The organism is Pseudomonas extremaustralis, from assembly GCF_900102035.1.
Classification (GTDB): Bacteria; Pseudomonadota; Gammaproteobacteria; order Pseudomonadales; family Pseudomonadaceae; genus Aquipseudomonas; species Aquipseudomonas extremaustralis.
This window is the reverse complement of the sequence record NZ_LT629689.1, coordinates 5,077,588-5,094,068: the sequence shown is the minus strand read 5'-3', so window position 1 is coordinate 5,094,068 and position 16,481 is coordinate 5,077,588. Positions and strand designations below refer to the sequence as shown.

Sequence of the window (16,481 nt, the reverse complement as noted above, 5' to 3'; positions counted from 1 at the left end):
GTGGATCATTGTTTTCAGGGTTGCAAACGAACTGTAGGAGCGAGCTTGCTCGCGAAGAACTCAAAGACACCGCGTTCAACCAGACAGCACGCGTTATCGTTGACGTTTTTCGCGAGCAAGCTCGCTCCTACAGGGACCTGCCGTGTGGCTTAGAGCTTGATCCAGGTCGCCTTCAGTTCGGTGTACTTGTCGAATGCATGCAGCGACTTGTCGCGACCATTACCCGACTGCTTGAAGCCACCGAACGGCGCGGTCATGTCGCCGCCGTCGTACTGGTTGACCCACACGCTACCGGCGCGCAAGGCCTTGGCGGTCAGGTGCGCCTTGGAGATATCCGCCGTCCACACCGCTGCGGCCAGGCCGTATTGGGTGTCGTTGGCGATGGCGATAGCTTCTTCGGCGCTGTCGAACGTGATCACCGACAGAACCGGGCCAAAGATCTCTTCCCGGGCAATCTTCATGGCGTTGGTCACGCCGTCGAAAATCGTCGGCTCCACATAGGTGCCGCCCGTTTCTTCCAGGGTGCGCTTGCCACCGGCGACCAGCTTGGCGCCATCCGTATGGCCCGCTTCGATATACGACAGCACGGTGTTCATCTGCTGGGTGTCCACCAGCGCGCCGACGTTAGTGGCCGGGTCCAGCGGGTTGCCTGGCTTCCAGGCTTTGAGGGCCTCGATCACCAGCGGCAGGAATTTATCCTTGATCGAACGCTCCACCAGCAGGCGCGAACCGGCGGTGCAGACTTCGCCCTGGTTGAACGCAATCGCGCCAGCAGCCGATTCCGCAGCGGCTTGCAGGTCGGGGGCATCGGCGAACACGATATTCGGGCTCTTACCGCCCGCTTCCAGCCAGACGCGCTTCATGTTCGACTCGCCGGAGCGGATCAACAGCTGCTTGGCGATTTTGGTGGAACCGGTGAATACCAGGGTGTCGACGTCCATGTGCAGCGCCAACGCGTTACCCACGGTGTGGCCGTAGCCCGGCAGCACGTTGAACACGCCTTTTGGAATACCGGCTTCGACAGCCAGGGCCGCGATGCGGATGGCGGTGAGCGGGGATTTTTCCGATGGCTTGAGGATCACCGAGTTACCGGTGGACAAGGCCGGGCCGAGCTTCCAGCAGGCCATCATCAACGGGAAGTTCCACGGCACGATCGCACTCACCACGCCGACCGGCTCCCGTGTCACCAGGCCCAACTGATCGTGCGGGGTGGTGGCGACTTCGTCATAAATCTTGTCGATCGCCTCGCCGCTCCAGCTCAGGGCATTCGCCGCGCCGGGTACGTCGACGTTCAGGGAGTCGCTGATTGGCTTGCCCATGTCCAGGGTTTCAAGCAGCGCCAGCTCTTCGGCATTGGCCTTGAGCAGCGCGGCGAAACGGATCATCGTGGCCTTGCGCTTGGCCGGCGCCAGGCGCGACCACACACCGGAATTGAACGTGGCGCGGGCGTTTTCCACGGCGCGCTGGGCGTCGGCGGCATCACAGCTGGCAACAGTGGCCAGGAGGCGACCGTCGACCGGGCTGATGCATTCAAACGTATCGCCGGAAACAGCGGCGGTGTATTCGCCATTGATGTAGGCGCGGCCTTCGATCTTCAGGTCCTTGGCGCGTTGTTCCCAGTCGGCACGGGTCAGGGTGGTCATGCGAGTGTCCTCCTCTTATTGAATACAAGGGCCAGGCGATGTCCGCCGGCAGCCTCAAAGAATGCTTGCCCCGCCAGCCAGTCGTTCGGCTCAAGGCAGCTGCCACCCTAAACCAGCGGCTGGGGATGTATCAATATATTTGACATAACGGCGGTAAACGGCCTTGCGATGTTCATTTTAATAAACATAGACTTTGGGCTCTCCAACCGCAGGCCAGACGGGACACGCACATGAGCATCCAGGACATCGTCGACTTCAGCCAAGCCAACTCCGCCCCCGATCGCTACCTTCCTGCCCCGGAAAAAATCCTCAAGGGCGATCCCGAACAAACGATCTACAACCACTACAACAGCCCGTGCGGACAGATGAGCGCTGGTGTCTGGGAAGGTGAAGTCGGGCAGTGGAAGGTCAACTACACCGAACATGAGTATTGCGAAATCGTGCAGGGTGTTTCGGTACTGCGCGACAACGAGGGCAATTCAAAGACCCTGCGCGCTGGCGACCGCTTCGTGATTCCCGCTGGCTTCAGCGGCACCTGGGAAGTGCTGGAGCCGTGCCGCAAGATCTACGTGGTGTTCGAGCAAAAAGCCTGACCGGCAAATCCCACACGCAAAAAAAAGCCCGCATCGTGAGATACGGGCTTTTTTCACAAGGAGGAAAATCAATTACTTGATTTTGCCTTCTTTGTAGATCACGTGCTTGCGAACGCGCGGGTCGAACATTTTCTTTTCGAGCTTGTCCGGGGTAGTACGCTTGTTCTTGTCGGTAGTGTAGAAGTGACCAGTACCGGCGCTAGAGATCATTCGAATCAATTCACGCATGATAGAGCTCCTTAGATCTTGCCAGCGGCGCGGATTTCGGCCAGCACGACAGTGATGCCACGCTTGTCGATGATGCGCATGCCTTTGGCGGATACGCGCAGGCGTACAAAACGTTTCTCTTCTTCAACCCAGAAGCGGTGATGCTGCAGGTTCGGCAGGAAACGACGACGGGTTTTGTTATTTGCGTGGGAAATGTTATTCCCAGTCACCGGACCCTTACCGGTAACTTGACAGACTCTCGACATGCCTCAGCCCTCTAAAACCACATGCCCAACCCGGCATGGGTTGGCCGCTTAATCTCTCAGTCATTTGGCGCCAGGCGCCGCGTTTCTTTAGGGTCTTACCGGCTACACCTACAAGCGAAGGAACCGGGCCCCTAGAAAAGAGCGCTGCTTTATACCAGAAAGACCCAAGTGCAACAACAGCCCGTGTGTTTTTACCGGTGTAAATCTCGGCGACAGACGCCCGAACCGTTGCCAGGAGGGGCCGCTGCCATAGCCGACCGCTCGTCGCACAGAATGATTTACAGCGCCCGCGCGCGCAGTGAAGCGCACGGCGAAACGTGCTGAGGCGCCATCAAAACAGCATTTGAGGCAAAAGCACAGGCAAAAATGGGCTAGTCATTTATCAATCAGACCACTACGGTAGGTCTTTTCCAGACTGCGCTCGCAGATGGGCCTTCGATCTGCACAGGAAACCGAACATGCGCCTCGCTGCCCTACCGCTATTGCTCGCCCCTCTCTTTATTGCACCGCTGGCCTCTGCCGCCAGCACCTTGAGCGTTTGCACCGAGGCCAGCCCCGAGGGGTTCGACGTGGTGCAATACAATTCGCTGACCACCACCAACGCCTCGGCCGACGTGCTGATGAACCGCCTGGTGGACTACGACGCGACCAGCGGCAAACTGGTACCGAGCCTGGCGGACAGCTGGGATGTCTCGCCGGATGGCCTGACCTACACCTTCAAGCTGCACCCAGGGGTGAAATTCCATCGTACCGAGTACTTCACCCCCAGCCGCACCCTGACCGCCGAAGACGTGCGCTTCAGCTTCGAACGCATGCTCGACCCGGCCACCCCATGGCACCAGATCGCCCAGAGCGGCTTCCCCCATGCGCAGTCGCTGCAATTGCCGGATCTGATCAAGAAGATCGATGCGCTCGACCCGCTGACCGTGCGTTTTACCCTGGACCACGCCGACTCCACCTTCCTCGCCGCCCTGAGCATGGGCTTTGCCTCGATCTATCCGGCGGAGTACGCCGACAAACTGCTCAAGGCCGGCACCCCGGAGAAGCTCAACAGCCAGCCGATCGGCACCGGGCCGTTCATCTTCAGCCGCTTCCAGAAAGATGCCGTGGTCCGCTACAAAGCCAACCCGGACTACTTCGCCGGCAAACCGGCTGTGGATAACTTGATCTTCGCCATTACCCCGGATGCGAACGTGCGCCTGCAGAAACTGCACCGCGACGAATGCCAGATAGCACTGTCACCCAAACCCCTGGATGTGGGCGAAGCCGAGAAAGATCCTGCACTCAAAGTAGAAAAAACCGCAGCATTCATGACCGCATTCGTCGCGATCAACAGCCAACACCCACCGCTGGACAAGCCCGAAGTACGCCAGGCGATCAACCTGGCCTTCGACAAAGGCAGCTATCTCAAAGCAGTGTTCGAAGGCACCGCCGAAGCTGCCAACGGCCCCTACCCGCCCAACACCTGGAGCTACGCCAAGGACTTGCCGGGTTATCCACAGGACCTCGCCAAGGCCAAGCTCCTGCTGGAGCGCGCCGGTCTCAAGGACGGTTTCAAAACCACCATCTGGACACGCCCTACCGGCAGCCTGCTGAACCCCAACCCCAACCTCGGCGCGCAGTTGCTGCAGGCGGACCTGGCCAATGTCGGCATCCAGGCCGAGATCCGCGTGATCGAGTGGGGCGAGTTGATTCGCCGCGCCAAAGCGGGTGAGCACGACCTGCTGTTCATGGGCTGGGCCGGTGACAACGGTGACCCGGATAACTTCCTGACCCCGCAGTTCTCCTGCGCGGCGGTGAAATCCGGCACCAACTTCGCCCGTTACTGCGACCCGGCCTTGGACAAACTCATCAGCGCCGGCAAGACCACCAGCGAGCAAGGGGTGCGCAGCAAGTTGTATCAGCAGGCCCAGGCGCAGATCCAGCAACAGGCGTTGTGGCTGCCGCTGGCGCACCCGACGGCATTCGCCCTGGCCCGCAAGACTGTCGAGGGGTACCAGGTAAGCCCTTTCGGACGCCAGGACTTCTCGAAAGTCAGCGTCAAACCTTGAACACCCACCCCGCCCCAATGGGGCGGGGTTACATCCATCCATACTCGGCCATCGACAACGGATCGCCATCCCCCACGATAATGTGATCCAGCACCCGCACATCCACCACTTCCAGGGCCTTTTGCAACAACTTGGTCAATTTTCGATCAGCCGCGCTGGGCTCCGTGTTCCCGGAAGGATGGTTGTGACACAGGATCAACGCCGCCGCGTTATGGGCCAGGGCGCGCTTGACCACTTGCCGGGGGTAAACCAACGCAGCGTCGATGGTGCCCTGGGACAATGCCTCGAAACCCAGCACCCGATGCTTGGAGTCTAGAAACAGGCAGCCGAATACCTCGTGGGGCTCGTGGCGCAATAACGCTTTGAGGTAATCGCGCACGATCACCGGGCTCTCCAGCACCGAATCATTGCGCAAGCGTTCAGCCATGTGGCGCCGGGACATTTCCAGCACCGCCTGCAACTGGGCAAACTTCGCCGGCCCCAGGCCCAGTTGCTGGTTAAATAATGTCTGACTCGCTTCCAGCAGCGGACGCAAGCCGCCAAATTGCGCCAACAGATGACGCGCCAGGTCCACCGCGCTCCTACCGGCAACCCCGGTGCGCAGGAAGATTGCCAACAGCTCGGCGTCGGACAGGCTCGCCGCCCCCCACTCCAGAAGCTTTTCCCGCGGACGCTCTGCCGCCGGCCAATCACGAATACTCATCCCACCTCCCTGTGCATGCACGCCGCTGTTGCCTGGCGGACGCTGTGTTATCGTAGCCCCACTTTTTTGCATGCGATTTCACCTGGGGAGGGGGCATCGCAAGCGTCACTGAACTGGCTTCACTGAACTGGAAAGGCAAACCAATGCAGCGTCTGTATCGGAAACGCATCGTTCTCGGCGTCGGCGGCGGCATTGCCGCCTACAAGAGCGCAGAGCTGGTCCGCAGGCTCCTCGACCAAGGCGCCGAAGTGCGCGTGGTCATGACCCGCGGCGGCAGTGAGTTCATCACGCCGCTGACCATGCAGGCCTTGTCCGGGCACCCGGTTCACCTGGACCTGCTGGACCCGGCGGCCGAAGCCGCCATGGGCCATATCGAACTGGCCAAATGGGCCGACCTGGTGCTGATCGCCCCGGCCACCGCCGACCTGATCGCCCGCCTGGCCCAAGGCATTGCCGATGACCTGCTGACCACCCTGGTACTGGCCACCGATGCCACCGTCGCCATCGCCCCGGCCATGAACCAGGCCATGTGGCGCGATCCGGCGACCCAGGCGAACACTCAACTGCTGCAAAGCCGTGGCCTCAAGGTGTTCGGACCGGCGTCCGGCAGCCAGGCCTGCGGCGACGTCGGCATGGGCCGCATGCTCGAGGCTACTGACCTGGCGCTGTGCGCCGCCGAGTGCTTCCAGCACCTGGCCCTGACCGGCAAGCACGTGCTGATCACCGCCGGCCCGACCCAGGAAAACATCGACCCGGTGCGCTACATCACCAACCATAGCTCAGGAAAAATGGGCTTCGCCCTGGCCGAAGCGGCGGTCGAGGCAGGCGCACGGGTCACGCTGATCACCGGGCCGGTGCATTTACCGACCCCCGATCGCGTCACGCGAATCGATGTAGTCAGCGGCCGGGACATGTTGGCGGCCTGTGAGGCAGCGATTCCCTGCGACCTGTTCATCGCCTCGGCAGCGGTTGCAGACTACCGCCCTGAAGTCGTTGCCCCGCAAAAGCTCAAGAAAGACCCTACGAGCGGTGACGGCTTGCTCCTGCAAATGGTGCGCAACCCGGACATCCTGGCCACCATCGCAACCCGTCCGGACCGCCCATTCAGCGTCGGCTTCGCTGCCGAGACCGAACACCTGCTGGACTACGCCGCACGCAAATTGAAAGACAAAAACCTCGACCTGATCGTTGCCAATGATGTCGCCAACCCGAGCATCGGCTTCAACAGCGAGGAAAACGCTTGCAGCGTGATCGACCGCGACCTGCACGCCACCCTTTTCGCCCAGACCAGCAAGGGCAAGATTGCCCGCCAACTGATCTCTTTTATCGCCCAACGGCTGAACCAGGTTTAATTTCCATGCACGCTTTGCAAGCCAAGATCCTCGACCCCCGCATCGGCACCGACTTCCCACTGCCGGCCTATGCCACGCCGGGCTCCGCCGGCCTGGACCTGCGCGCCATGCTCCAGCAGGACACCGTGCTCGAACCGGGCCAGACCCTGCTGATTCCGACCGGCCTGTCGATCTATGTCGGCGACCCGGGCCTGGCGGCGCTGATCCTGCCGCGCTCCGGCCTGGGTCACAAACACGGCATCGTGCTGGGCAACCTGGTGGGCCTGATCGACTCGGACTACCAGGGCGAGCTGATGGTGTCGTGCTGGAACCGTGGCCAGACGGCCTTCAACATCGCTGTCGGCGAGCGCATTGCGCAGTTGGTGCTGGTTCCGGTGGTCCAGGCGCACTTCGAGCTGGTGCAGGAATTCGACGAGACCCAACGCGGTGCAGGCGGCTTCGGGCACTCCGGCAGTCACTGACCACGCTGAATCCGGCCGGGCGCTTTTGCCCGGCTCGACGCCCACCGCAAGGGTTTTCAGGACGAAGAATGCGCGGACCTCATGAGCGAGATTTCACCAATGAAATCAATGTATTACGCAGACAAAAACACGAAGCCAGCACTCCGATGGCATTTTTGCAGCACGAACTCTCTGCCGAAAACACCGTCATACCCTTCAGTTTGAGCCTGCCGGTCAGCCACGTTAAGGCCAGCCTTGCCCCCTTCAGATGGAGTTTCCCCCCGCGATGAGTACCGCAGCCCGAGTAGCCCCGACATTCCCCGACAGCATCTTTCGCGCCTATGACATCCGTGGCGTAGTCCCCAAGACCCTGACCGCCGAAACCGCCTACTGGATCGGCCGCGCCATCGGCTCCCAGAGCCTGGCCCAGGATGAGCCTAACGTTTCGGTCGGCCGCGACGGTCGCCTGTCCGGCCCGGAGCTCGTCGAGCAACTGATCCAGGGCCTGGCCGACAGCGGCTGCCATGTCAGCGACGTCGGCCTGGTGCCAACTCCAGCGCTGTACTATGCGGCCAACGTCTTGGCTGGCAAATCCGGGGTCATGCTGACCGGCAGCCATAACCCGTCGGACTACAACGGCTTCAAGATCGTCATCGCCGGCGACACCCTCGCCAACGAACAGATCCAGGCCCTGCACGACCGCCTGAAGAACAACGACCTGACCAGCGGCAAGGGCAGCATCACCAAAGTCGACATTCTCCAGCGCTACTCTGATGAAATCACCGGCGACGTGAAACTCGCCCGCCGCCTGAAAGTGGTGGTGGATTGCGGCAACGGCGCGGCTGGCGTGATTGCCCCGCAACTGCTCGAAGCCCTGAACTGCGAAGTGATCCCGCTGTTCTGCGAGGTTGACGGCCACTTCCCCAACCACCACCCGGACCCGGGCAAGCCTGAGAACCTGGTGGACCTGATCGCCAAGGTCAAGGAAACCGGCGCCGATGTCGGCCTGGCCTTCGACGGTGACGGCGACCGCGTGGGCGTGGTGACCGAAACCGGCGAAATCGTGTTCCCGGACCGTCTGCTGATGCTGTTTGCCCGCGACGTGGTGGCGCGCAACCCAGGTGCCGAGATCATTTTCGACGTGAAGTGCACCCGCCGCCTCACCCCACTGATCAAGGAATATGGCGGTCGTCCGTTAATGTGGGATTCTGTTGAAAAAGTAGATATCCTGCTTGGCCTGCGGCAAAATCAGGTCATCGGCCAGCGGGAGGATTCGCAGCATGATGGGACAATTGTCGAGCGGACAAGAGAGGCTGTTTTACTCGTTCAACATTGAAGATCACATCCCAGCCAATCACCTCCTGCGCAGCATTGATCGATGCCTTGATCTCAGCGATCTGCGCCATTATCTCGCCGATTTTTATAGCCCAATCGGGCGCCCATCGATTGATCCCGAACTGATGATTCGCCTGTTGGTGGTGGGCTACTGCTACGGCATTCGCTCCGAACGTCGGTTGTGCGAAGAGGCTCATTTGAACTTGGCGTATCGCTGGTTCTGCCGCTTAAGCCTCGAAGACGAAGTCCCCAATCACTCTACGTTTTCCAAGAATCGGCACGGTCGCTTTCGTGACAGCTCGCTGTTTCGCTGGCTGTTCAACGAGGTGCTGCGTCGCTGCATGGACGCAGGTCTGGTCAAGGGCGAAGGGTTTGCGGTCGACGCCAGCGTCATCAAAGCAGATGCCAGTCGGCAACGTGGCGTACCTGGCGATGATGAAATCAACTGGCGCGATCCGTCGCTGAGTACTCGCGCCGTGCGTGAGTACCTTGAAGCGCTGGATGAAGAAGCGTTACGCGAAGCACTGCCTAAGCGCCTGTCATTGACTGATCCACTTTCTCGTTGGACCGCAGCGCCAGGAGGCCCGGCGTTTTTCGCCTACTCGACGAACTATCTGATTGATGTCGAGCATGGCGTGATCATGGATGTGGAGCCGACCCCAGCGCATCGAACCGCCGAGGTCGAGAGCACCAAGACCATGATCGAGCGGGTCGAAGAACAGTTCGACATCAAGCCGGATCGGCTCATCGGCGATACCGCTTACGGAACCGCACCGATGCTGGCCTGGATGGTGAACGAAAAAGACATCGAGCCGCATGTGCCGGTTTGGGACAAAACCGAGCGTAAGAACGAGAGCCTCTCGATCAGTGATTTTCAATGGAGTGAAGAAGCGCAGGAATATCGTTGTCCCACGGGGCACGCCCTGCGCAGCGAGTGGCGGGCCTTCAAGAACCAGCGCTCACATGTCACGAAAGCCGACACCATCATCTTTCGATCCCGGAAAACAGACTGCTCTAAATGCTCAATGAAAGAGCGCTGCTGCCCAAACACCTCGTTCCGAAAAATCGCCCGTAGCGTCCATGAGGCGGCACGCAATGTTGCTCGGCGAATTGCCGCAACACCGCAATACGTGTGCTCTCGCCATGAGCGCAAAAAGGTCGAAATGTTGTTCGCTCATCTCAAACGAATCCTGAAACTGGATCGATTAAGGCTACGAGGAATGACCGGTGCAAACGACGAATTTACCTTGGCCGCTGCGGTACAGAATTTAAGACGACTGGCGAAACTGACCTCACAAGGGCCGCCGACCACGGGATAGGTACGCCCGGAATCAGCAAAAACCCTCAAATTAACCTATTAACCAAGCTGCAACGGTCAATGCAGAACCGGAAAGCCACGCAACGTGGTGACCAGGTTCTGAAACGAGGGCCAACGTCGCCTTCTTACAGCCTGAAATTCCGACTTTTTCAACAGAATCGTGGAAGACCGGTCACTCGTTGATCAAAAAGAAAATGAAGGAAACCGGCGCCCTGCTGGCCGGCGAAATGAGCGGCCACGTGTTCTTCAAGGAGCGCTGGTTCGGGTTTGACGACGGCATTTACAGCGCCGCTCGTCTGCTGGAGATCCTCAGCAAGGAAAAATCCACCGCGCAAGGGCTGTTTGAGACCTTCCCGAATGATATTTCTACGCCTGAGATCAATATCCATGTGACCGAAGAGAGCAAATTCAGCATCATTGACGCCCTGCACGATGCGCAATGGGGTGAAGGTGCCAACCTGACCACCATTGATGGTGTGCGAGTCGATTACGCCAAAGGCTGGGGCCTGGTGCGCGCGTCCAACACCACACCGGTGCTGGTGTTGCGCTTCGAGGCGGATACCGAGGCTGAGTTGCAGCGCATCAAGGATGTGTTCCACGCCCAGTTGAAACGTGTTGCCCCTGATCTCCAATTACCGTTCTGATTTTTTACCGGAGCCCTGAATGACCCTCGAACGCGAAGCCGCTGCCAACACCGCCAAGGTCCTGTCCGAAGCGTTGCCTTACATTCGACGCTACGTCGGCAAGACGCTGGTGATCAAATACGGCGGCAATGCCATGGAAAGCGACGAGCTGAAAACCGGCTTTGCCCGCGACATCGTGTTGATGAAAGCCGTGGGGATCCACCCTGTGGTGGTCCATGGCGGCGGCCCGCAAATCGGCGACCTGCTCAAGCGCTTGTCGATCGAGAGTCACTTCATCGATGGCATGCGCGTCACTGATGCGCAGACCATGGACGTGGTGGAGATGGTCCTCGGCGGCCAGGTGAACAAGGACATCGTCAACCTGATCAACCGTCACGGCGGCAGCGCCATCGGCCTGACCGGCAAGGATGCGGAGCTGATCCGCGCGAAAAAACTGACGGTCACCCGCCAGACGCCGGAAATGACTCAGCCGGAAATCATCGACATTGGCCAGGTGGGCGAAGTGACCGGTATCAATACCGACCTGCTGAACCTGCTGGTCAAGGGCGACTTCATTCCGGTGATCGCGCCAATCGGCGTGGGCGCCAACGGTGAGTCCTACAACATCAACGCCGACCTGGTGGCCGGCAAAGTGGCCGAAGCGCTGAAAGCTGAAAAGTTGATGCTGCTGACCAACATCGCCGGCCTGATGGACAAGCAAGGCAAGGTGCTGACCGGCCTGACCACCCAACAGGTGGACGAACTGATCGCCGACGGCACCATCTATGGCGGCATGCTGCCGAAGATCCGTTGCGCCCTGGAAGCGGTGCAGGGCGGCGTGGGTAGCTCGCTGATCCTGGACGGCCGCGTGCCGAATGCGATCCTGCTGGAAATCTTCACCGACACCGGTGTAGGCACGCTGATCAGCAACCGCAAGCGCCCTTAAACAAAAAAAAGCCCCACCCTCTGTAGGAGCGAGCTTGCTCGCGAAAAACGTAAAGACGCCGCGTTCATCCAGAATAAACGCGTCATCGTTGGCGTTCTTCGCGAGCAAGCTCGCTCCTGCAGAGGGTGGGGCTTTTTGTTGTGCGGCGTTTATTGGACGCCGAACTGCTCGCGGTATGCACGCACCGCTGGCAAGTGCTGCTTGAGTTGCGGATCGTCTTCCAGGAACTGCAACACCTGGTTCAACGACACGATGCTCACCACCGGAATACCGAAATCACGCTCCACTTCCTGAATCGCCGACAATTCACCATTGCCACGCTCCTGGCGGTTCAAGGCGATCAGCACGCCTGCAGCCTTGGCACCTTCCTGGGAAGCGATGATCTGCATCACTTCACGAATCGCGGTGCCGGCAGTGATCACGTCGTCGATGATCAGCACCTTGCCGGTCAGCGGCGCGCCAACCAGGCTGCCGCCTTCGCCATGGGCCTTGGCTTCCTTGCGGTTGAAGCACCAGGGCAGATCGCGCCCGTGATGTTCAGCCAGAGCCACGGCGGTAGCGGCGGCCAGGGGAATGCCCTTGTAGGCCGGCCCGAACAAAACGTCGAAGGAAATGCCGCTTTCAACGATGGCTGCCGCGTAGAAACGACCCAGCTGAGCCAGGGCCGAACCCGAGTTGAACAAGCCTGCATTGAAGAAATACGGGCTGGTGCGCCCGGACTTGAGGGTGAACTCACCGAAGCGCAAAACCCCGCGATCGATGGCAAAACGAATGAAATCGCGTTGATACGCCTGCATGAAAAAAGCCTCAGATACCACGGATTTAGCTAATTAGGTAGACGGCGTGTATCATACACGCACGCGATTTTTGGGGCCATTTATGCGGATCATCAGTGTGAACGTTAATGGTATTCAGGCTGCAGTCGAGCGTGGTTTGCTCAGTTGGCTGCAAGCCCAGAATGCTGACGTCATCTGCCTGCAGGATACCCGCGCTTCCGCCTTTGAACTGGACGATCCAGCCTTCCAACTGGATGGCTACTTCCTTTATGCCTGCGATGCCGAAGTGCCCACCCAAGGTGGCGTGGCTTTGTACTCGCGGTTGCAACCCAAGGCGGTCATCAGCGGCCTCGGCTTCGAGACAGCCGACCGCTACGGGCGCTACCTGCAAGCCGATTTCGATAAGGTCAGCATCGCGACCTTGCTGCTCCCTTCGGGGCAGAATGGCGATGAAGACTTGAACCAGAAGTTCAAGCTAATGGACGATTTCGCCCGTTATCTGGATAAACAGCGACGCAAACGTCGCGAGTACATTTATTGTGGCTCGCTGTACGTGGCGCAACAGAAGCTGGATATCAAGAACTGGCGCGACAGCCAGCAATCCCCGGGTTTCCTGGCGCCGGAACGGGCCTGGATGGACGAGATTGTCGGCAACATGGGTTATGTCGATGCCCTGCGCGAAGTCAGCCGCGAAGGCGACCAGTACAGCTGGTGGCCGGACAACGAACAGGCGGAGATGCTCAACCTCGGCTGGCGTTTCGACTACCAACTGCTGACCCCAGGTCTGCGCCGGTTCGTACGCAGTGCACGCCTGCCGCGCCAGCCACGCTTCTCGCAGCACGCGCCACTGATCGTGGACTACGACTGGACACTGACCATCTGAGGTCTTTGTCCAGGCGCAAAAAAACCGACATCGCTGTCGGTTTTTTTGTGAGCGCTCATTATTTGACCAGACGCCAGGTAAAGGGATAGCGATAGGCGATCCCCTTATTGGCCTTGATCCCGCCAATGGTCGTCAGCACCACGGTGGCAATCGCCAGTGCGATCATCAGGAAAAAGCCGATCACTGCAAACGCCAGGACCATACAGACCAGCCAGGCAATCGCCACGGTGATCTGGAAGTTCAGCGCTTCCTTGCCTTGATCGTCGATGAACCCATCCTTTTCCCTTTTGACCTGCCACAGGATCAGCGGCCCCACAACGCTGCCGAAGGGAAACACGAACCCCAGAAACGCCGCGAAATGACACAACATCGCCGCCTGACGCACCTCATAGGACAGCGTAGGAACCGGTGACTGGCGGTCATTCATAGCGTTTCTCCTTGAGAGCCGACTCAGTCAGCCAGGGCAGCGTTCTGCAGCTCGAAAATCTCGGTCATGCCCTTCTGGGCCAGGGCCAGCATGGCGTTCAGGTCGGCTGGCTGGAATGGCGCGCCTTCGGCGGTACCCTGCACTTCGATGAAGCCACCGGTGCTGGTCATGACCACGTTCAGGTCGGTCTCGGCGGCCGAGTCTTCCAGGTAGTCCAGGTCCAGCACAGGCTCACCCTGGTACATGCCTACCGACACAGCGGCGATCATCTGCTTGAGCGGGTCACCGGCTTTCAGACCGCCACGTTTCTTGATCACTTTCAGCGCGTCGACCAACGCGACCATGGCACCGGTGATGGATGCGGTGCGGGTGCCGCCGTCGGCCTGGATCACGTCGCAGTCGACGTACAGGGTCACGTCGCCCAGCTTGGTCATGTCCAGGGCGGCGCGCAGGGAGCGACCGATCAGGCGCTGGATTTCCAGGGTACGCCCGCCTTGCTTGCCACGGCTGGCTTCACGCTGGTTACGCTCGCCGGTCGCGCGCGGCAGCATGCCGTATTCAGCGGTCAACCAACCCTGGCCCTGCCCCTTGAGGAAACGCGGCACGCCATTTTCGACGCTGACGGTGCAGATCACCTTGGTATCGCCAAACTCGACCAGTACGGATCCCTCGGCGTGTTTGGTGTAGTTGCGGGTGATGCGGATCGAGCGGAGCTGATCGGCAACGCGACCACTTGGACGTTTCATAGGGGATACCTGTACTGAGGACGAAAAACTGCCGAGCATTATAGAGCCGCGAGCCGATTCGGGGCACTTCTAAAAAATACGCTTACGAATAGCCAGCCCATCGCCCATTGTTTGGGCGCGCTCGCCCCACTGCGCTACAATCCTGCGCCTTCGCAGCCAGTCGGCTTCAATTTACCCATCAGTCCGTGTTTTAGGGGACTGTAACGCGAGGTACCTCCATGGTGCACAGCATGACCGCCTTCGCCCGCGTCGAAAAAGCCGGCGCCCAAGGCACCCTGAGTTGGGAGCTGCGCTCGGTCAACAGCCGCTACCTGGAGCCGCACCTGCGCCTACCGGAATCGTTCCGCGACCTCGAAGGCGCCGTGCGTGAAGCGCTGCGCCAGGGCATCTCTCGCGGCAAGTTGGAATGCACCCTGCGCTTCACCGAGGAAACCACCGGCAAGCCACTGCAGGTCGACCGCGACCGCGCCGCGCAACTGGTGGCCGCCGCCGAAACCATCGCTGGCCTGATCAAACAGCCTGCGGCGCTCAATCCTCTGGAAGTACTGGCCTGGCCTGGTGTGCTGGTTGCCGACGCCACTGACCCGCAAGCCCTCAACGCCGAAGCCCTCGCCCTGTTCACCCAGGGCTTGAAGGAACTCAAGGCCGGCCGCGAGCGCGAAGGCGCCGAACTGGCCCGCCTGATCAGCGAGCGCCTGACCGCGATCGAAGCCGATGTGGTGACCCTGCGTGAACTGGTCCCGCAGATGCTCGCCACTCAGCGCCAGAAGGTCCTCGACCGCTTCACCGACATGAAGGCAGATCTCGATCCGACGCGCCTGGAACAGGAAATGGTGCTGCTGGCACAGAAGAGTGACGTCGCCGAAGAGCTGGACCGCCTGAGCACTCACATCCTTGAAGTGCGCCGGGTGCTCAAGTCCGGCGGCGCCGCCGGTCGGCGCCTGGACTTCCTGATGCAGGAACTCAACCGCGAAGCCAATACACTCGGCTCCAAGGCATTTGACCCGCGCAGCACACAGGCTGCGGTCAACCTCAAAGTGTTGATCGAGCAGATGCGCGAACAAGTACAGAATATTGAGTAAGGCAACCTCCATGACCCACAGCACTGGCACCCTTTACATCATTTCCGCCCCCTCGGGCGCAGGCAAGAGCAGCCTGGTCAAGGCCCTGACCGACACCAACGACCAGATCCGCATCTCGATCTCCCACACCACCCGCGCCATGCGTCCGGGTGAGGTGAATGGCGTGCACTACCACTTCGTCGAACGCACCGAGTTCGTCAAGATGATTGAGCACGGTGACTTCCTGGAGCGTGCCGAAGTGTTCGGCAACCTCTATGGCACCTCGCAAAGCCACCTGCAGCAGACCCTGGACGAAGGTCATGACCTGATCCTGGAAATCGACTGGCAGGGCGCCGAGCAAGTGCGCCAGCTGATGCCCAAGGCGCGTTCGATCTTCATCCTGCCGCCGTCCCTGGAAGCCCTGCATCAGCGCCTGACCAACCGCGGCCAGGACAGCGACGCGATCATCGACGGCCGCATGCGTGAAGCCGTCAGCGAAATGAGCCACTACGTCGACTACGACTACCTGATCATCAATGACGATTTTTCCCACGCGCTGGACGATTTGAAGGCGATTTTCCGCGCCAATCAGCTGCAACAGAAGCGTCAACAGCAGCGTTTCGGCAAATTACTGGCCGAACTGCTCGGCTGATTAGCGCTTCCCAAAACAGCTGCGAGGGCCTTACATTGGCGCTTGTAGCGGTTTTGCAAGCGCCTGCGGAAAATCAGCGCTTCCCTAAACGCTGGTGATTTTTTAAACTGTTTAGTCCGCTCGCCCAACCGGGCAGCGCGCATCTTGCATTCGCTCCGAGGAATACCATGGCCCGCGTAACCGTTGAAGACTGCCTAGAACACGTGGATAACCGCTTTGAGCTGGTCATGCTCTCTACCAAGCGTGCCCGTCAACTGGCCACTGGCGGCAAAGAGCCCCTGGTCCAGTGGGAAAACGACAAGCCTACCGTTGTCGCCCTGCGTGAAATCGCTGAAGGCCTGATGAGCTATGAGTTCATCGCCAACGCCGAAATCGTTGAAGACGAACCGCTGTTTGCAGCGTTCGAGGACGAGTCCAACGAGGCCGTCTAAGCCTATGCCTGGTCGACGTAGCACGGCG

At 60.0% G+C, this 16,481-nt stretch carries 17 protein-coding genes and 2 pseudogenes; 12 read left to right on the top strand and 7 right to left on the bottom strand.

What is annotated here, in order from left to right; translation table 11 throughout:
- Positions 1 to 149: 149 nt before the first annotated feature.
- On the bottom strand, positions 150 to 1,643 hold the full coding sequence (locus BLR63_RS23370) for an aldehyde dehydrogenase (protein WP_010567161.1): 1,494 nt from the start codon (positions 1,641 to 1,643) through the stop codon (positions 150 to 152).
- A gap of 230 nt (positions 1,644 to 1,873) precedes the next feature.
- On the opposite strand from BLR63_RS23370, the gene BLR63_RS23365 reads away from it, so the two are divergent.
- Positions 1,874 to 2,236, top strand: coding sequence for a cupin domain-containing protein (locus BLR63_RS23365; protein ID WP_010567160.1), 363 nt, complete (start codon positions 1,874 to 1,876; stop codon positions 2,234 to 2,236).
- A gap of 72 nt (positions 2,237 to 2,308) precedes the next feature.
- Here BLR63_RS23365 and rpmG read toward each other — a convergent pair whose 3' ends face one another.
- Together rpmG and rpmB are read right to left on the bottom strand one after the other, a co-directional pair.
- Positions 2,309 to 2,464, bottom strand: a complete 156-nt coding sequence (rpmG, locus tag BLR63_RS23360) for a 50S ribosomal protein L33 (RefSeq protein WP_003176906.1) — start codon at positions 2,462 to 2,464, stop codon at positions 2,309 to 2,311.
- 11 nt (positions 2,465 to 2,475) lie between these two features.
- Positions 2,476 to 2,709 (bottom strand): 50S ribosomal protein L28, encoded by a 234-nt coding sequence (rpmB, locus tag BLR63_RS23355; RefSeq protein ID WP_003176907.1) that lies wholly within the window; start codon positions 2,707 to 2,709, stop codon positions 2,476 to 2,478.
- 458 nt (positions 2,710 to 3,167) lie between these two features.
- On the opposite strand from rpmB, the gene BLR63_RS23350 reads away from it, so the two are divergent.
- On the top strand, positions 3,168 to 4,760 hold the full coding sequence (locus BLR63_RS23350) for an ABC transporter substrate-binding protein (RefSeq protein WP_010567159.1): 1,593 nt from the start codon (positions 3,168 to 3,170) through the stop codon (positions 4,758 to 4,760).
- 28 nt (positions 4,761 to 4,788) lie between these two features.
- Here the strand turns inward: BLR63_RS23350 and radC are convergent, their stop codons facing one another.
- Complete coding sequence (radC, locus tag BLR63_RS23345) at positions 4,789 to 5,463, bottom strand: RadC family protein (RefSeq protein ID WP_010567158.1); 675 nt, start codon at positions 5,461 to 5,463, stop codon at positions 4,789 to 4,791.
- A 143-nt stretch (positions 5,464 to 5,606) separates the two neighbouring features.
- Here radC and coaBC point away from each other — a divergent pair, with 143 nt between their 5' ends.
- The 6 genes and pseudogenes from coaBC to argB all read left to right on the top strand — a co-directional run bounded on the left by coaBC (position 5,607) and on the right by argB (position 11,477).
- Positions 5,607 to 6,815, top strand: a complete 1,209-nt coding sequence (gene coaBC / locus BLR63_RS23340) for a bifunctional phosphopantothenoylcysteine decarboxylase/phosphopantothenate--cysteine ligase CoaBC (protein WP_010567157.1) — start codon at positions 5,607 to 5,609, stop codon at positions 6,813 to 6,815.
- Positions 6,816 to 6,820: 5 nt separating this feature from the next.
- A complete protein-coding gene (gene dut / locus BLR63_RS23335; RefSeq protein WP_010567156.1) occupies positions 6,821 to 7,276 on the top strand; it encodes a dUTP diphosphatase in 456 nt (151 codons plus the stop codon).
- Positions 7,277 to 7,532: 256 nt separating this feature from the next.
- Positions 7,533 to 8,459: pseudogene (locus BLR63_RS23325) on the top strand (phosphomannomutase/phosphoglucomutase); the annotation flags it as partial.
- A 76-nt stretch (positions 8,460 to 8,535) separates the two neighbouring features.
- Complete coding sequence (locus tag BLR63_RS23320; RefSeq protein WP_010568148.1) at positions 8,536 to 9,909, top strand: IS1182 family transposase; 1,374 nt, start codon at positions 8,536 to 8,538, stop codon at positions 9,907 to 9,909.
- Between the two features lie 160 nt (positions 9,910 to 10,069).
- Positions 10,070 to 10,552 (top strand): annotated as a pseudogene (locus BLR63_RS23315) (phosphomannomutase/phosphoglucomutase); the annotation flags it as partial.
- Between the two features lie 19 nt (positions 10,553 to 10,571).
- Positions 10,572 to 11,477: an acetylglutamate kinase gene (gene argB / locus BLR63_RS23310; protein WP_010566970.1), complete on the top strand. Its 906-nt coding sequence runs from the start codon at positions 10,572 to 10,574 to the stop codon at positions 11,475 to 11,477.
- 149 nt (positions 11,478 to 11,626) lie between these two features.
- Here argB and pyrE read toward each other — a convergent pair whose 3' ends face one another.
- The gene (gene pyrE / locus BLR63_RS23305) at positions 11,627 to 12,274 is read right to left on the bottom strand and encodes an orotate phosphoribosyltransferase (protein WP_010566969.1); all 648 of its coding nucleotides are present in this window, start codon (positions 12,272 to 12,274) and stop codon (positions 11,627 to 11,629) included.
- Positions 12,275 to 12,356: 82 nt separating this feature from the next.
- On the opposite strand from pyrE, the gene BLR63_RS23300 reads away from it, so the two are divergent.
- Positions 12,357 to 13,136 carry an exodeoxyribonuclease III gene (locus BLR63_RS23300; RefSeq protein WP_003195493.1) on the top strand — a complete coding sequence of 260 codons (780 nt, stop codon included), beginning with the start codon at positions 12,357 to 12,359 and terminating at the stop codon, positions 13,134 to 13,136.
- A 58-nt stretch (positions 13,137 to 13,194) separates the two neighbouring features.
- On the opposite strand, the gene BLR63_RS23295 is transcribed toward BLR63_RS23300, so the two are convergent.
- Positions 13,195 to 13,563, bottom strand: coding sequence for a DUF4870 domain-containing protein (locus BLR63_RS23295; protein WP_010566968.1), 369 nt, complete (start codon positions 13,561 to 13,563; stop codon positions 13,195 to 13,197).
- 23 nt (positions 13,564 to 13,586) lie between these two features.
- Positions 13,587 to 14,309 carry a ribonuclease PH gene (gene rph / locus BLR63_RS23290; RefSeq protein ID WP_010566967.1) on the bottom strand — a complete coding sequence of 241 codons (723 nt, stop codon included), beginning with the start codon at positions 14,307 to 14,309 and terminating at the stop codon, positions 13,587 to 13,589.
- Between the two features lie 218 nt (positions 14,310 to 14,527).
- Between rph and BLR63_RS23285 the strand changes: the two genes are divergently transcribed.
- The 3 genes from BLR63_RS23285 to rpoZ all read left to right on the top strand — a co-directional run bounded on the left by BLR63_RS23285 (position 14,528) and on the right by rpoZ (position 16,453).
- On the top strand, positions 14,528 to 15,391 hold the full coding sequence (locus BLR63_RS23285; protein WP_010566966.1) for a YicC/YloC family endoribonuclease: 864 nt from the start codon (positions 14,528 to 14,530) through the stop codon (positions 15,389 to 15,391).
- Between the two features lie 10 nt (positions 15,392 to 15,401).
- Positions 15,402 to 16,022, top strand: a complete 621-nt coding sequence (gmk, locus tag BLR63_RS23280) for a guanylate kinase (protein ID WP_010566965.1) — start codon at positions 15,402 to 15,404, stop codon at positions 16,020 to 16,022.
- Positions 16,023 to 16,189: 167 nt separating this feature from the next.
- Positions 16,190 to 16,453: a DNA-directed RNA polymerase subunit omega gene (rpoZ, locus tag BLR63_RS23275; protein ID WP_003176920.1), complete on the top strand. Its 264-nt coding sequence runs from the start codon at positions 16,190 to 16,192 to the stop codon at positions 16,451 to 16,453.
- Positions 16,454 to 16,481 lie beyond the last annotated feature (28 nt).

What these genes read in the sequence shown, in the direction of transcription:
- rpmB (WP_003176907.1), bottom strand. Translation starts at nt 2,709, where the DNA reads ATGTCGAGAGTCTGTCAAGTTACCGGTAAGGGTCCGGTGACTGGGAAT.
- BLR63_RS23300 (WP_003195493.1), top strand. Translation starts at nt 12,357, where the DNA reads ATGCGGATCATCAGTGTGAACGTTAATGGTATTCAGGCTGCAGTCGAG.
- BLR63_RS23350 (WP_010567159.1), top strand. Translation starts at nt 3,168, where the DNA reads ATGCGCCTCGCTGCCCTACCGCTATTGCTCGCCCCTCTCTTTATTGCA.
- pyrE (WP_010566969.1), bottom strand. Translation starts at nt 12,274, where the DNA reads ATGCAGGCGTATCAACGCGATTTCATTCGTTTTGCCATCGATCGCGGG.
- BLR63_RS23295 (WP_010566968.1), bottom strand. Translation starts at nt 13,563, where the DNA reads ATGAATGACCGCCAGTCACCGGTTCCTACGCTGTCCTATGAGGTGCGT.
- dut (WP_010567156.1), top strand. Translation starts at nt 6,821, where the DNA reads ATGCACGCTTTGCAAGCCAAGATCCTCGACCCCCGCATCGGCACCGAC.
- BLR63_RS23370 (WP_010567161.1), bottom strand. Translation starts at nt 1,643, where the DNA reads ATGACCACCCTGACCCGTGCCGACTGGGAACAACGCGCCAAGGACCTG.
- argB (WP_010566970.1), top strand. Translation starts at nt 10,572, where the DNA reads ATGACCCTCGAACGCGAAGCCGCTGCCAACACCGCCAAGGTCCTGTCC.
- rph (WP_010566967.1), bottom strand. Translation starts at nt 14,309, where the DNA reads ATGAAACGTCCAAGTGGTCGCGTTGCCGATCAGCTCCGCTCGATCCGC.
- rpmG (WP_003176906.1), bottom strand. Translation starts at nt 2,464, where the DNA reads ATGCGTGAATTGATTCGAATGATCTCTAGCGCCGGTACTGGTCACTTC.
- BLR63_RS23365 (WP_010567160.1), top strand. Translation starts at nt 1,874, where the DNA reads ATGAGCATCCAGGACATCGTCGACTTCAGCCAAGCCAACTCCGCCCCC.
- BLR63_RS23320 (WP_010568148.1), top strand. Translation starts at nt 8,536, where the DNA reads ATGATGGGACAATTGTCGAGCGGACAAGAGAGGCTGTTTTACTCGTTC.
- gmk (WP_010566965.1), top strand. Translation starts at nt 15,402, where the DNA reads ATGACCCACAGCACTGGCACCCTTTACATCATTTCCGCCCCCTCGGGC.
- coaBC (WP_010567157.1), top strand. Translation starts at nt 5,607, where the DNA reads ATGCAGCGTCTGTATCGGAAACGCATCGTTCTCGGCGTCGGCGGCGGC.
- rpoZ (WP_003176920.1), top strand. Translation starts at nt 16,190, where the DNA reads ATGGCCCGCGTAACCGTTGAAGACTGCCTAGAACACGTGGATAACCGC.
- BLR63_RS23285 (WP_010566966.1), top strand. Translation starts at nt 14,528, where the DNA reads ATGGTGCACAGCATGACCGCCTTCGCCCGCGTCGAAAAAGCCGGCGCC.
- radC (WP_010567158.1), bottom strand. Translation starts at nt 5,463, where the DNA reads ATGAGTATTCGTGATTGGCCGGCGGCAGAGCGTCCGCGGGAAAAGCTT.